Origin of the sequence: Mucilaginibacter daejeonensis, assembly GCF_020783335.1 — a bacterium.
Lineage (GTDB): Bacteria > Bacteroidota > Bacteroidia > Sphingobacteriales > Sphingobacteriaceae > Mucilaginibacter > Mucilaginibacter daejeonensis.
Genome location: NZ_CP086068.1, coordinates 2,927,642 through 2,943,008 on the forward strand (window position 1 = coordinate 2,927,642; position 15,367 = coordinate 2,943,008).

The following is a 15,367-nucleotide window of genomic DNA, read 5'->3' on the forward strand; positions in this document are numbered from 1 at the left end:
CATGCAGATCAGCATCAATAATATCGAGCACTTCAAGCGTCAGGCGCTCCATTGGGCCAACAGTTTTGATGTTTGCTGTTATTTTGACTCTGACCATTACACATCGCCCCTTTCCAAATTTGATGTACTTATCGCCGTTGGCGTTAAGGACGAGCTTACTGCTAAAGTTGGCCAAGCCTTTGACCAGCTGCGCGGGTTTCGCGATCGCTACCAGGGTTGGGTCTTGGGCTACTTAAGCTACGACCTCAAGAACGAGATAGAGCAGCTTACCTCCACCAATGCTGACCATTTACATTTTCCCGACCTTTATTTTTTTGCTCCAGAGCATTTGCTGCTTATCAAGGGCGACAAACTACACATCATTAGTGCCGATGCTGAACGGGTTTACGGCCTTATCACAGAGGTGGAGTTGCCAATACCGGAACCAACGCCTAAAATTCAGGTGAGTTCACGCTTCAGTAAAGAAGAATATTTGTCAGCGTTCGAGCAGATTAGGCAGCACATCGTAAGGGGCGACATCTACGTCACCAACTTTTGCCAGGAATTTTACACAGAGGATATTTGTGTAAACCCCTTGTCGGTATTTGAGGAGTTAAATAAACTATCGCCTACTCCTTTCGCTACCTTCTTCAAGCATTATCAGCAGTTCATCCTTTGCGCTTCACCTGAGCGCTTTTTGGCTAAGCGTGGGCGAAAGCTTATCTCGCAGCCCATTAAAGGGACAGCCAAACGCGGCAACACCGAAATTGAGGATCACAGCATCAAGGAACAGCTGCGGCATGACCCTAAAGAACAGCAGGAGAACGTAATGGTGGTGGATCTGGTGCGCAATGATCTTACCCGCTCGGCAAAACCGGGAACCGTACGGGCAGAAGAGTTGTTCGGCATTTACACCTTTCAGCAGGTACATCAAATGATCTCGACCGTGACCTGCGAGTTGCAAGAAGGCCTATCGGCTATTAACGCCATACGCAACAGCTTCCCCATGGGGAGTATGACCGGTGCGCCCAAACTGAGCGCCATCAAACTAATGGAGCAGTATGAGCGCACCAAGCGTGGCGTATACTCTGGTGCAGTGGGTTACATGAGCCCTGATGATGATATGGACCTCAATGTGGTGATCCGTACGATACTATATAACGCCGATAACGGCTACTTATCTTTCCAGGTGGGCAGTGCTATCACCTTCGATGCTGTGGCCGCTCAGGAGTATGATGAATGCCTGCTAAAGGCACAAGCGATCATGAAGGTGCTGAAAGCCGACATTGATCAATAACACGATAAAATAATAAGGCCTCTGTCGATCACGACAGAGGCCTTATGGTTCTTAGTTCATCTTAGAACTGAGGTTCAGGCTGAACATCGCCATGCCCCTCTTCATCTTTTCGATGCTTTTCTAATTCCTCAAGTTTCTCTTTACCATAGGCCACCTTGGTGATCAGGTAATACAGTACCGGAACGATAAATATGGCCAGCGAGGTAGCCGCCAACATACCGCCGAACACGGTCCAACCGATCGTTTTACGTGCCTCGGCACCTGCACCTGCTGCGAACAGCAACGGCACAACACCCAGGATGAACGCCAGCGAGGTCATGATGATCGGGCGTAAACGGAGGCGTACCGCCTCCAACACCGATTTTTCGAGACCATGTCCCGCATCTACCCGTTCCTTGGCAAATTCCACGATCAGGATCGCGTTCTTGGCCGAGAGACCGATCAGCGTGATCAAACCGATCTGCGCATAAACGTTATTATTCAAACTCGGGAAGAAGGTCAGGAAAAGGATCGCACCGAATGCGCCCAGTGGAACGGCCAGCAGTACCGAGAATGGTACCGACCAGCTTTCATAAAGGGCCGCCAGGAACAGGAAAACGAAGCCGATGGACAATGCGAAGATGTATACCGTTTTAGAACCCGATAACAACTCCTCACGGCTCAAACCCGAGAACTCATAACCGTAGCCTTCAGGTAATGATTCTGCGGCGGTCTCTTGCAAGGCCCTGATCGCGTCACCACTACTGTAGCCAGGTGCAGGGCTGCCGTTGATCTCGGCCGAGCGGAACAGGTTGTAGTGCGAGATAAGCGGTGCGTTCTCGATCACCTGATGCGTGATGAGGGTACTCAATGGCACCATTGTACCCGTAGAGTTACGAACATGGAACTGACCAAGGTTCTCTATGCTGGTACGATAAGCCGTATCGGCTTGTGCCACCACGCGGAAGTTACGCCCATAAATGGTAAAGTCGTTGATGTATGAACTACCCAGGTAAACCTGTAAGGCGTTATTGATATCGCTGATCTGCACGCCAAGACGTTTTGCCTTCTCACGGTCTACCGTGAGCTTGTAGGCCGGCGTACGGGCGGTAAAGAACGAGAATGAACGAGCGATCTCAGGACGTTTACCCAGTGCAGCTATGAAATTCTGCATGTTCTTTTCAAAGGTCTTGATGTCGCCACCCGCTTGCTTCTCTTCAAAGATAAAAGAGAAACCTGCCGTGTTACCCAAACCCGGGATGGCAGGCGGTTGGATAACCACCACGCTCGCCTCTTTGTATTTAGCCAAACGTTTTTGTAAAGTAGCCACGATGCCGGTCGCATCCTCGCCATCACCCTTGCGTTCGTCCCAAGGTTTCAGCTGCACGAAGATGGTAGCACTGTTAGATTTACTGGCAAAGTTCACCGCGTTCAAACCACCTAATGCGGCGTAGTGACCGATGCCAGGGATGCTATCCAGCGTTTTCATCATCCGTTGAAGGTTGTCTACTGTACGTTGGGTAGATGAACCTTCAGGAAGGTCATAGGTCACAAAGATACGGCCCTCATCCTCAATAGGTAAGAAGCCCGATGGTTTGCCCTTGAATAGGAACACTGTGCCCACGATGATACATACCAGCAGGATGATGGTCAGCTTAGCACCTTTGATGCTGCGGTGAACACCGTTACCGTATTTCTCCGTCACGCGGCCGAACCAGTTATTGAACTTGTAGAAGAAGCGGTCGAGCCAGCCTTTCGAGTTCTCATCGATCTTGTGCGGTTTCAACAGGATGGTACATAGTGCAGGCGTCAATGAAAGCGCCACGAAAGCCGAGATCAGTACCGAGATCGCGATAGTGATAGCGAACTGCTGATACAATCGTCCTACGATACCCGGCACAAAACCCACCGGTACGAACACTGCCGCAAGGATCAGCGCGATAGCGATAACCGGGGCGGATATGTCTTTCATGGCATGCTCGGTAGCTTCCTGTGGCGACATTCCCTCCTCATCCATATAATGCTGCACAGCCTCGACGACGACGATGGCGTCATCCACCACGATACCGATAGCCAGTACGAAACCGAATAGCGTAAGGGTGTTGATAGTAAAGTGTAGTGGAATAAAGAAAATGAACGTACCCACGATAGATACCGGGATCGCCAATACTGGGATCAGGGTAGCCCTCCAGCTTTGCAAGAACAGGAACACCACGATCACCACCAGTCCTAACGCTTCTACCAGTGTATGGATAACCTCCTCAACTGATACCTTCACCACAGTTACTGATTCAAATGGCACCACGTAGGATATGTCTGCCGGGAAGGTCTTTTTCAATTGCTCCATAGTGGCGTATACCCCATCGGCGGTCTCCAATGCGTTACTATTAGGTGCCTGGTAAACCAGCAGATATGAGGCACGTTTGCCATCCACAAAAGAGTTACCGGTATAGTTAAATTTACCCAACTGCACACGTGCCACGTCCTTTAAGTGCACCAGAGCACCGGTATTTGGTTGTGTACGCACGATGATGTTACCGAACTCCTCAGGTTTCACCAAGCGGCCCTGTGTAAGAACAGTGTACTCGAAAGTCTGCCCGTTAAGTTGTGGAGGCGCACCAACGGTACCTGCCGCCACCTGCACGTTCTGCTCTTGCAAGGCTTGAGTCACATCTGCCGCGGTCATGCCATAGGAAGCCAGCTTATCAGGCTTTAGCCAAATACGCATACTGAAGTCATCGGCACGGGTAAATACGTCGCCCACCCCTTTGGTACGGAGTAATGCATCACGAATGAACACGTTGGTATAGTTATCTACATAAGTAACATCATGCGTTCCTTTGGGCGAGTACATGGCCACCAGCATCAGGATGCTTGGGTTACGTTTACGTACCGTTAAACCTAAACGTTGTACCTCTTGAGGCAAGGTAGGCTGGGCGATACTTACCCGGTTCTGCACGTCGAGGGCCGCTATATTAATGTCGGTACCGACCTCGAAGTTCACGGTCATACTCATTTGGCCGTTGCTGGTACTGTTACTTTGCAGGTAGGTCATGCCCGGCGTACCGTTCACCTGAACCTCTACCGGCGTGGCCACCGTTTGTTCCACCGTTAACGCATCGGCACCGGTATAGTTACCGGTCACCTGCACTGTAGGTGGCGTGATATCGGGGTATTGCCCAATAGGCAAGCTGGTAATAGCCAGTATACCGACCACCACGATCACTATCGATATCACAATAGCCGTGACCGGTCGTCTTATAAATACATCTGCGATCATTTTCTTCTGTTTTAAAGCTCACCCTATATCGGTGGGCCTTGAAGGTCAATTTATCTTGATACCTCCGATCGGAGGTTCGATCTTACTATTGCTTAGGTTTCTCTGCTGGCTGTTTGCCACCTTGTGCACCGGCCCCACCACCTTGCGCGCCTTGTGCACCGGCAGGCGGACCTAATGTGATCTTGCCGCCATCACGCAAACGTTGGAAGCCGTCGGTCACGATCTTGTCGCCGGCTTTCAATCCATCCATGATCACCACATTGGCGTTCACCCGTGGGCCTAAGATCACCTTTTGCTGCTTGGCAATAGTATCTTGCGCCAGGAACACATAGTACTCGCCCATTTGCTCGGTAACGGCCTTATAAGGGATTTGCACACGTTGCCCTGACTCATCGTTCAGTACATTGAGCACAGCGCTCATACCATCACGCAGGCTGTCCTGCGGGTTGGCAAATTTGACACGTACCTTCACGGTACCGGTCAAGGAATTAACACCACGGTCGATCGCGTATATGGTACCTTTTTGGTTGTACATATTACCGTCGCTCATCTTCAACCTGAAAGTGGTATCAGTGGTGTGTTTTTGCAAACGATAGAAGCGTTCTACTGACTGCTCATTAATAGTGATATCAGCACCTATCGGGTTCTCACTTGAAATGGTATTCAACAATGTGGTACCCGGAGCTACCTGAGCACCTAACCTAACCTGTGATATACCGATACGCCCGGTGAACGGCGCTCTGATCTGCGAGTAACCGTAATCGGTTTGCGCTGAGGTGATACCCGCTTTGGCCGACGCCACCTGGCTTTTGGCCGTAGCTAAACTGGCCACCGACTGGTCATAGGTTTGGCGAGCAACCGCATCCTGCTTAAGCAAGAACGCATAGCGGTCAGCATCCTTTTGTGCACGCACTAAGTTCGCTTCGGCGCTTTGCAGGTTAGCCCTGGCCTGTTGTAATGCAGCTTCGTATTTGCGGCGATCGATCTCATATAAAACCTTTCCTTTAGGAACTACCTCACCTTCCTTAAAAAAGATACCGGTGATGTAACCGCTTACCTGCGCACGCAGTTCAACGCTGTTGAGCGCCGTCACGGTGGCCTGATACTGGTCATAATAAGTGGTAGGTACCACCTGGGCTTCGGCAATGTACACTGGCGTGGCTGGAGGGGCAGCCGCCGCCGCGCTCTTTTCATCTTTGCTTTTACAGCCGGTCCAAAGCAACAAGGCTATCGACGCTGCTGACAAGGTATATATTGTTCTCATATATGTATTCTGTGTGATGATCTGTTTATCGTACCGGCAACGTTCCTAAAGCTCTTTGCAGGTCTATCTTGCTCGACAGCAACTGGAACATGGCGTTATAGTAGTTCAATTCGGCAGTGCGAAGGTCGGTCTGCGCTACAATGAGGTCTAGGTAGGTCTTGATACCTTCGCGGTATTGCAGACTTACGACCTTATAAACATCCTTGGCCAGGTCAACGTTCTGACCTAAGGCCTGCCAGTTGACCAAGTTACTTTTGTAACCCGCCAATGCCTGGGTGTATTCGGTACTGATTGCGTTGCGGGTGTTCTCCAACTCGAGGTCGGTACGTTTCACTTGTAAGCGGGCTTTACTCAGGTTCTGCAGGCGTTTGGTTCCTGTAAAAATGGGCAGATTGAGCGACAGACCCACCAATGATGTAGGGAATGCGTTAGAATATAACTGCGAAAAATTATTATTGAAATACAGGAGATTATATGAACCAACCGCTGATAGAGAAGGCAGGAATCCATACTTGTAGTAGCTCACATTCACGTTCTGGAGATTCTTTTGCGTTTCCAGTAAGCTGTACTCGATACGGTTACGAACGTTGAGCGACTGCAGGGTATCTACAGTCATCTCTTGCGTTAAGCGAGTGGAATCATAAGCGGTGTTCAGCGGCTTGTCAGGTTGGTAACCCATCAGCTGCTTTAAATAAGCAAGCCTGCTATTCACACTCTCTTGCAATTGCTTACGCGTAGCCAAAGAGTTGTTGAGGGCGATGGTAGCCTGTTTGGCATCTATCTTATCGGTAACGCCGGCCTGATAGCGCGAAGTAGCGTCTTTAAGGTTCCGCTGCAAACGAATGATGTCTCCCTTGATGATATCGAGCTGGCGTTGCGACAACAATACATCATAAAATGCCTTACTCACGTTTGCCACCACATCGATCTTGGCGCTTTGGGTATTTTGCTTATAGTATTGGCGTGAGAATTTTGAAGCTTTAGAGGCTTGCAATACCTCATTATTATAAATGACCTGACTGGCGCTCAAACCGAGGGACGAAACGTTGTTGGCGATCGCGAGCTGCTGCGTGCCAACACCCACGCCACCAGTACCCGTTCCCGTACCGCCAGTACCGTTACCGCCGGTACCCGTACCACCAGTTCCGGTTCCGGTGCCTGTTCCTGTGCCAGTGCCTCCTGTTCCGGTTCCGGTCCCGGTACCACCGCCTACACCGGCGGCCAAGTTAGCGTTCCGTTGCAAATAGTGTTGGAAACTGCCGGTGGAGTTCAACTGCGGAAGCCAGGCAGATAGACTGATCCTGATATCACGCTCGTTGATCTCTTCGTCGATATTGGCTTGTTTTACAGCAGGTTGATTGCGCAAAGCATAGTCAACACACTGCTGTAATGTAAGTGTTGACGTAACTGTGTCTCTGACAGTTTGTGCTAATAGCTGGTAAGGTATTACGGGCAAAGCGATGATCGCGAACAGCCCCGCAAGTTTTTTCATATGTAGCGGCATAGGCTCAGTATCACAGAACGTGACGCCGAACTAAAAGTTTTTTATTAAAAAAGTATTAAGGGGCTGCAATATTGCACATTTTGCCGCTGCGAACGCGGCTATCATCAAAATTTTACATTAATAAGGCATTTTTGGCGAACGGTTGAAAAAGTGTAAAATTTCCAAACAATTTGAAAATACGTACTGTGCAATTCTAAAATTTTTGATTACTTTGCCTGATAGTAATATTTAGGTGTGGACACATTATTTAACATTGATTAATAATACCATAACTTACTTATTAGAAAATTTTAAATATCGACCTTAGGAATATCTGCTTGGAGATCGATATTTTTACAAAAAATTTAAGCAGGGTTAATACATGCGCAAAAGACTACATGAGAAGATAGCTCAGTTCACTGACGTGAAGGCTGTGAGGGAAAGGGGCGTGTATCCTTTTTTCAGGCCTATAGAGTCGGGACAGGATACTGAGGTGTTCATTGATGGCCAACGAGTACTGATGTTCGGGTCGAACTCCTATTTAGGATTGACCAACCACCCGAAGATCAAAGAAGCTTCAAAAAAAGCAACAGATAAATATGGTACAGGTTGTGCCGGTTCAAGATTTTTGAACGGTACGCTGGATATTCACATCGAGTTAGAGAACCGTTTAGCTGCTTATGTAAATAAAGAGGCCGCTGTTCTTTTCAGCACCGGTTTCCAGGTGAATTTGGGTGTATTATCATGCATCACTGGTCGTAATGACTATTTGATACTTGATGAGTATGACCACGCTTCTATCATCGATGGTAGCCGCCTTTCTTTTTCCCGTGTGATCAAATACGCACATAACGATATGCAAGACCTTCAGCGCAAACTGGCCTTATTGCCAGAGGAAGCTGTAAAGGTGATCGCTGTTGACGGTATATTCAGCATGGAAGGTGACATCGTTAAGTTACCTGAAGTTGCTGCCCTGGCTGATCAGTATGGTGCTAACATATTTGTTGACGATGCGCACAGCCTTGGTGTGATCGGTGCTAATGGTGCCGGTACCGCTTCGCACTTCAACATGAACGATGATGTTGACCTGATCATGGGTACCTTCAGTAAATCGTTCGCCTCGTTAGGTGGCTTTATCGCTGCTGATGCCGAGACCATTGATTACCTGAAACACCGCGCCCGTTCATTGATGTTCAGCGCCAGTATGCCTCCTGCATCTGTTGCCAGCGTGATCGCTGCCTTAGATATCATAGAGAGCGAGCCTGAGCGTATAGAAAAACTATGGGATAATACCAATTATGCCATGAAATTACTGTTAGAAGAAGGTTTTGACCTGGGCCCTACCGAGAGCCCGATCCTGCCGATCTACATTCGCGATAACGACAAGACCTTTATGGTGACCAAGTTGCTGCAAGACAATGGCGTTTTCGTTAACCCTGTTGTATCGCCGGCCGTCCCTTCTGATTCTTCGTTATTACGTTTCTCTTTAATGGCCACCCACACGTTCGCACAGATCGATGAGGCGGTAGATAAGATCTCACGCGTATTTAAAGAAGTAGGCGTAACAACAGTAAAAGAAAAGATATGACACAGATCATTGCGGTAAGTTCTAAAAAAGAACTTGCCGCCTTTATAGACTTTCCGCACGACCTGTATACCAACGACAAGAACTACGTGCCGGAACTGTTCATCGCCCAACGCGACCTGTTAACCACCCACCCCTTCCATAAACACAACAGTCTGCAATGCTTCCTGGCTTACCAGGACAAAAAGATCGTAGGCCGTATAGCTGCCATTCTTAATAACGCTCACAACGAATTCAATAAAGCCAATGATGGCTTTTTTGGTTTTTTTGAGTGTATCAATGACCAGGCTGTGGCTAACCTGTTGCTTGAGACCGCCACCAAATGGGTGAAAGAGAAAGGAGCTAACAAACTGGTAGGCCCTACTAATCCATCTACCAACGAGACCTGCGGCCTTTTGGTCAAAGGCTTTGACAGTGCTCCTGTAGTGATGATGCCTTACAATCCATCTTACTACGTTACCCTGTTAGAGAATTATGGCCTTACCAAACAGGTGGATCTGCTTGCCTGGGCTTGGAAAGGACAGAACTACAACGATAAATCCTTGCAAATGCTGGACCGCTTAAAAGAGCGCTTACAGCGTAACAGCAATATCACGATCCGCAAGATCAACGTCAAAAAATTTAAGGAAGAAGCCGATAAATTGCGCGATGTATACAATCATGCATGGGACAAGAATATGGGCTTTTTCCCGATGACCAACGAAGAATTCGACTATACCGCTAAAGACCTCAAAATGATCCTCGACCCTGATTTTGCCTATGTAGCAGAGCAGGATGGCAAGATCGTTGGCTTTGGCGTAGCCATACCGGACCTTAATCAGATACTGCGTACCATCAAACGCGGTAGATTGTTACCTACCGGCATATTCAAGCTTTTACTAAATCAAAAGAAGATCAACGGTATCAGGATCATGCTCCTTGGTGTGGTAGAAGGCTATCGCAAATTGGGTATCGAAGCTTGCTTATACGGTACCATCATTAAGGAATATCGCCGTAAAGACTATAAATATGCTGAGGCATCATGGACATTAGAGAACAATGACATGGTGAACCGTGCGATCGAAGCCATAGGTGGCGACCCTTACAAGACCTACCGCATCTACGAAAAGACCATATGAAGCAACGGGTACTAATTACCGGCGCCAGTGGTTTTGTTGGTTTTCATTTGATAGAAGCTGCTTTAAAGGCCGGCTATGAGGTTTACGCCGCTGTACGTAAGAGCAGCAAGGTGAACCATTTGAAGGATCTTGACATACAGTATGCCTACACCAACTTTAACAGTGTTGAAGCGCTACAAGAGGAGATCGAGCAGAATAAGTACGACCACATCATTCATGCCGCAGGTGTAACTAAAGCTAATTCTGCTTCCGAGTACGATGCGGTGAACACAACCTACACGGTTAACCTGGCAAAAGCAGCGGTAGCAAGTAAGCGCATCCAAAAGTTCGTTTTTGTAAGTAGCCTGGCCGCTGTTGGGCCCCTGCCAAGTATTGAGGGCTGCCTTAATGAGGAAAGTACCCAAGCGCCGGTGACCGCCTACGGTCAAAGCAAAAAGCGAGCAGAAGAGGCACTAAAGAACATCGAGGGGCTTAACTATGTGATCCTTCGCCCTACTGCTGTGTACGGCCCTCGTGATAAGGACATCTTGATCGTACTTAAGCAATTTGCCAACCGTTTTGAGCCCTACATCGCCAAAATGGACCAGCACCTTAGCTTCATCTACGTAAAAGATCTGGCGCAAGCTTGTGTATTGGGTCTGTCACATGGCCAACGGGAGGCTTACCTTCTATCTGACGGTAAGCGTTATGACCGTTACGAAATGGCGAATATTACAAAACGCTTACTTAACATCAGCACTTTTAGGATACATTTGCCGCTGCCGGTAGTAAAAGTAATTGCTCAGATGGCCGAAAGCGTTAGTCGGGTCACCAAAAAAGCATCCGCACTTAACGTGGAAAAGCTAAACGAACTTACCGCTGCCAACTGGATCTGCAGTATTGACAAAGCCCGTCAGGAGCTTGAGTTTTCACCCAAGTACGACCTGGAAAAAGGCCTTGAAGAAACGCTGACCTGGTACAAGGCCAATAAGTGGCTTTAGTTATTTGAACAGCGCCCACTGAACAGGGCTGAAGCCCGACATCCCTCGTATTTTTCTTTTCTTGATCGTGAGAAGATAAATGCAGCGATAATTACGAAATCGTTTAAGTAAATAAAAATGGTCATATATTTGGAATTATAAAAACACATGACCAAAAGATATAAATGGTTTTGACCATTTAAATAGATCAATACAACAAAAGTCACTAAAATGGAAAACAACGTTAAACCCGCAAATGGCAAACTGGGCATACTCATCCCCGGATTAGGCGCAGTTGCTACCACCCTCATTGCGGGTGTTGAAGCAGTAAACAAAGGTTTGTCGAAACCGATAGGTGCCCTTACCCAAATGGGCAACATACGCTTAGGCAAACGTACCGAGAACCGTTACCCGAAGATCAAAGAATTCGTTCCACTTGCCGACCTCAACGATATCGTTTTTGGCGGATGGGATGTATACTCAGACAACGTGTACGAAGCTGCCGTTAAAGCCGAGGTATTGGAAAAAGGCCTAATTGATTCTGTAAGAGCAGAGCTGGAGCGTATAGTGCCGATGACCGCGGCATTTGATAAAAGCTACGCCAAAAACCTGGACGGCACGCACATTAAACAAGGTACGCGTTTGGATATGGCCAACGAACTAATGGAAGATATCAAGAACTTCCAGGAGCAGAACGGCCTTGACCGCGTGGTGGTATTATGGTGCGGATCTACTGAAGTTTACTTTGAGGAGTCGCAAGTACACCAAAGCATTGAAGCCTTTGAGAACGGCCTGGCCGCTGATGACAAACTTATAGCTCCAAGTATGCTATATGCTTACGCAGCGCTTAAACTAGGTGTCCCTTTCGTGAATGGCGCTCCAAACCTTACCGTTGACATCCCGGCCTTGGTAGAGTTAGCCAGAGAGACCGAGACACCTATCGCTGGTAAAGACTTTAAGACCGGACAGACCTTGATGAAAACTATAGTTGCACCTGGATTAGCTGCTCGTGCTCTGGGTGTTAACGGATGGTTCTCTACCAACATCTTAGGTAATCGTGATGGTTATGTGCTGGATGATCCGGATAACTTTAAGACCAAGGAGGTATCTAAATTGAGCGTACTGGAAGAGATATTCAAACCAGAAGTGAACCCAGATCTTTATGGCGACATGTACCACAAAGTACGTATCAACTACTACCCTCCTCACGGCGACAGCAAAGAGAGCTGGGACAACATCGACATCTTTGGCTGGTTAGGCTACAAGATGCAGATCAAGATCAACTTCCTTTGCCGCGACTCGATCTTGGCGGCTCCGGTAGCGCTGGATCTGGCCCTGTTCATTGACCTGGCCAAACGTGCCGGCATGAGCGGCATACAAGAGTGGTTATCATTTTATCTTAAATCACCTCAAACAGCACCTGGTCTTGCGCCAGAGCACGATATCTTTAAACAGCTGACCAAGCTGCAGAACACCTTACGCCACATGATGGGTGAGGATCTGATCACACACCTGGGACTTGATTACTATCAGGACCTGGTAGATGTGATGTAAGCGGTTGCATCATATATCTCTAAAGGGGCGTTCTTTAACGCCCCTTTTTTGTTATGTACCTTCTTTACGTACTGATCTAATGTGATCTTAATTATTAAGGATACTTAACAATATCACCCTGATCATGTATTTTTACGAATGATAAGCTGACTATTTTATGAAATAGTTACGTAACATAAACGTTCAATAAGCGTTGTTATGTAACTATCTGGCGTTTTGATCATCAAGAATGTTCATTATGCTATTAGCTCTTACGTAATAATTTGATCATTAAATCGTATCTATCTTCTGTTTGATCTGAATGTGCTTTAAAAAATATATCAAGTTCTTATACATATCGCTTGCCTGTCTTTGGAGTATATCGGTACAGGCACAAAGTACAGTGATCACCGGTACGGTGACGGATGCAGCCACCCGGCAGCCCCTATCGTTCGTTACAGTAAGTTTCCAGGGCACCACTACCGGCGCCAGCACCAATGATAATGGAAAGTACAGTTTAAGCACCACCAACACGTCATTTACCAAATTGCAGGTATCTTTTGTAGGTTATCGTACTGCCGTATATACGATCACCCCTGGTAAGACCCAGCAACTGGACATCAAACTTGTGGCCGACAGTAAGCAGCTAAGCGAGGTGGTGGTGAAACGCGGAAAGAAACAACGTTACACAAATAAGGACAATCCCGCCGTTGAACTGATCCGCAAGGTGATCGCTAACAAAGAAAAGAACCGCCCGGAAGCGTATAACTATGTGGAGTACAAGGGTTACGAACGTTTAAATCTGTCATTCATTAACGTATCGCCTCAGTTCAGCGATCGTAAGTTCTTCCGTAAGTATAAGTTCCTGATCGATAACCGTGACACTACCAGTGTACCCGGCAAGAACCTGCTCCCAATCTTCCTGAACGAGAAGGTATACAATTACTACTATAGCAAGAACCCCGAGCGACGCAAGACCAAGGTACTGGGCGAAAAGGGTGTTGAATACAGTGCCGCGATCAGCAGCGATGGTATAGCAGTATATTTTAAACACTTGTACCAGGATATTGACATTTACGCCAACAGCAGCGTGATCGTCACCAACGATTTCCTGAACCCGATAGCCGACGGTGCTCCTGGTGCATACAAGTTCTTTATCACCGACACTGTGGAGGTGAATGGTGCTAAGTTGGTCGAACTGAGCTTTACCCCGCGCAACGTGCAGGATATGCTCTTTGAGGGGAACATTTACATTACCCTCGATGGCAACTATGCGGTACAAAAGGCACAACTGACGCTTAACCGCAAGATCAACCTCAACTGGGTAAAGGAGATGACCATCAACCTGGAGTTCGAGCAGAACCCCGATGGTCGTTATCATCTGAGCAAGAGCACGACCCTTGCCGATTTTGGTTTATCGAAAAAGAAAGAAGGCGGTGTATTCGGACAGCGAACGATGGTGTTCAAGGAATACAAGGTTAACGTACCTCGGCCCGACACCACTTACCAGGGCACCAGCGAGATAACCTCTGATGAAGTAAAACACCGTAGTGCCGATTTTTGGGCGAAGAACCGTTTAGATACCCTGAGCACCGCCGAAGCCAAGACCTACGACAACATCGACAGCGTTGGCCGTATGAAATCATTCAGGCGTACGGTAGATATCGCGTCGCTCCTGTTGTTCGGCTACAAATCGGTTGGTCCGTGGGATATCGGTCCGGCAAATACATTTTACAGCTTCAACCCTGTGGAAGGGTTCAGGCTAAGGGTAGGTGGACGTACCAATGTGGAGTTCAGCAAGCGAGCGTTGATAGAGACGTATGTGGCTTACGGATTCAAGGATGAGCGCTTCAAATACTTTCTGGCAGGCGCATGGTCGTTCAACAAGAATAGGCTCTATCAGTTTCCGGCACATTACATCAGGGCAAGCTTCCAGCGTGATACCCGAATCCCAGGGCAAGACCTGCAATTCGTTCGGGAGGATAACTTCCTTTTATCTTTCAAACGAGGCAACAACGATAAATATCTGTATAACGACTTTTACCGGTTCGATTGGGTGAAAGAGTTCCCTAACCGTTTCTCATACACCGTCAGCCTGCGCAGGTGGACCCAAAGCCCTGCCGGCTCGCTGTATTTCACCAACCGTGTGAACGGCATCCCTAATACGATAGAGCGCCTCACCACCAGCCAGGCTATGCTGCAGTTGCGGTACGCGCCTCATGAGGAATTCTATCAAGGTAAGATCTATCGCAAATCGTTCTGGAACAAGTATCCGGTGATCACGCTTGACTACACCGCGGGTTTAAAGAACGTACTGGGCGGCGAGAACAGCTACCATGAGTTGACGCTGAATTTCTACAAGCACTTCTTTTACAAACAGCTTGGCTTTGCCGACCTGACCGTAGAAGGAAGCAAGATATTTGGGCAGGTACCTTACCCGTTATTGGCTATCCACCGGGCTAACCAAAGCTTCTCGTTAGGGATCAACTCATACAACTTAATGAACTTCCTGGAGTTCGTGAGCGACCACTATGCTTCCGTAAATTACGACCATCACTTCAATGGCTTATTGTTTAACCGTGTACCTCTGCTGAGTAAGCTGAAGTGGCGCGAGGTGATGCAGTTCAAGACCATCTTTGGTGGCGTGACCGACCGTAACAACCCCGCTTTGCATCCATCGTTGTACGAGTTCCCTCGCTATGCCGATGGCACGCCGATCACTTATACCTTGAACGGCAAGCCTTACCTTGAGGGTAGTGTGGGTATCGAGAACATCTTCAAACTGCTCCGGGTCGACCTCGTTCGTCGCTTCACATACCTGAACAATCCTGATGTGCCTAAATGGGGGATCAGAACGCGCGTACAATTCGTTTTTTAGTTAACTTAGCGC

At 47.9% G+C, this 15,367-nt stretch carries 9 protein-coding genes; 6 read left to right on the forward strand and 3 right to left on the reverse strand.

The features are described from left to right. Position 1: 1 nt before the first annotated feature. Positions 2-1,276, forward strand: a complete 1,275-nt coding sequence (locus tag LLH06_RS12360; protein ID WP_228169596.1) for an anthranilate synthase component I family protein — start codon at positions 2-4, stop codon at positions 1,274-1,276. A gap of 61 nt (positions 1,277-1,337) precedes the next feature. On the opposite strand, the gene LLH06_RS12365 is transcribed toward LLH06_RS12360, so the two are convergent. From LLH06_RS12365 to LLH06_RS12375, 3 genes are all read right to left on the reverse strand, one after another. Then, complete coding sequence (locus LLH06_RS12365) at positions 1,338-4,535, reverse strand: efflux RND transporter permease subunit (RefSeq protein ID WP_228169597.1); 3,198 nt, start codon at positions 4,533-4,535, stop codon at positions 1,338-1,340. Between the two features lie 85 nt (positions 4,536-4,620). Then, on the reverse strand, positions 4,621-5,799 hold the full coding sequence (locus LLH06_RS12370; protein ID WP_228169598.1) for an efflux RND transporter periplasmic adaptor subunit: 1,179 nt from the start codon (positions 5,797-5,799) through the stop codon (positions 4,621-4,623). A gap of 25 nt (positions 5,800-5,824) precedes the next feature. Further along, entirely contained in the window at positions 5,825-7,291 is a 1,467-nt protein-coding gene (locus LLH06_RS12375) for a TolC family protein (protein ID WP_228169599.1), read from the reverse strand. 373 nt (positions 7,292-7,664) lie between these two features. Between LLH06_RS12375 and spt the strand changes: the two genes are divergently transcribed. The 5 genes from spt (at position 7,665) to LLH06_RS12400 (ending at position 15,355) form a co-directional block, all read left to right on the forward strand. After that, positions 7,665-8,870, forward strand: a complete 1,206-nt coding sequence (gene spt, locus LLH06_RS12380; RefSeq protein WP_228169600.1) for a serine palmitoyltransferase — start codon at positions 7,665-7,667, stop codon at positions 8,868-8,870. Further along, the gene (locus tag LLH06_RS12385) at positions 8,867-9,985 is read left to right on the forward strand and encodes a GNAT family N-acetyltransferase (protein ID WP_228169601.1); all 1,119 of its coding nucleotides are present in this window, start codon (positions 8,867-8,869) and stop codon (positions 9,983-9,985) included. Before spt ends, LLH06_RS12385 begins: the two co-directional genes overlap by 4 nt. Beyond that, positions 9,982-10,965, forward strand: a complete 984-nt coding sequence (locus LLH06_RS12390; protein WP_228169602.1) for an NAD-dependent epimerase/dehydratase family protein — start codon at positions 9,982-9,984, stop codon at positions 10,963-10,965. Before LLH06_RS12385 ends, LLH06_RS12390 begins: the two co-directional genes overlap by 4 nt. Before the next feature lie 210 nt (positions 10,966-11,175). Continuing rightward, entirely contained in the window at positions 11,176-12,498 is a 1,323-nt protein-coding gene (locus tag LLH06_RS12395; protein ID WP_228169603.1) for an inositol-3-phosphate synthase, read from the forward strand. Between the two features lie 301 nt (positions 12,499-12,799). Further along, complete coding sequence (locus LLH06_RS12400; RefSeq protein ID WP_228169604.1) at positions 12,800-15,355, forward strand: DUF5686 and carboxypeptidase-like regulatory domain-containing protein; 2,556 nt, start codon at positions 12,800-12,802, stop codon at positions 15,353-15,355. Positions 15,356-15,367 lie beyond the last annotated feature (12 nt).

Excerpts from the sequence above, each read along its gene's own strand:
- LLH06_RS12375 (WP_228169599.1), bottom strand. The coding sequence starts at position 7,291 with ATGAAAAAACTTGCGGGGCTGTTCGCGATCATCGCTTTGCCCGTAATA.
- LLH06_RS12390 (WP_228169602.1), top strand. The coding sequence starts at position 9,982 with ATGAAGCAACGGGTACTAATTACCGGCGCCAGTGGTTTTGTTGGTTTT.
- LLH06_RS12395 (WP_228169603.1), top strand. The coding sequence starts at position 11,176 with ATGGAAAACAACGTTAAACCCGCAAATGGCAAACTGGGCATACTCATC.
- LLH06_RS12365 (WP_228169597.1), bottom strand. The coding sequence starts at position 4,535 with ATGATCGCAGATGTATTTATAAGACGACCGGTCACGGCTATTGTGATA.
- LLH06_RS12400 (WP_228169604.1), top strand. The coding sequence starts at position 12,800 with ATGTGCTTTAAAAAATATATCAAGTTCTTATACATATCGCTTGCCTGT.
- LLH06_RS12360 (WP_228169596.1), top strand. The coding sequence starts at position 2 with ATGCAGATCAGCATCAATAATATCGAGCACTTCAAGCGTCAGGCGCTC.
- spt (WP_228169600.1), top strand. The coding sequence starts at position 7,665 with ATGCGCAAAAGACTACATGAGAAGATAGCTCAGTTCACTGACGTGAAG.
- LLH06_RS12385 (WP_228169601.1), top strand. The coding sequence starts at position 8,867 with ATGACACAGATCATTGCGGTAAGTTCTAAAAAAGAACTTGCCGCCTTT.
- LLH06_RS12370 (WP_228169598.1), bottom strand. The coding sequence starts at position 5,799 with ATGAGAACAATATATACCTTGTCAGCAGCGTCGATAGCCTTGTTGCTT.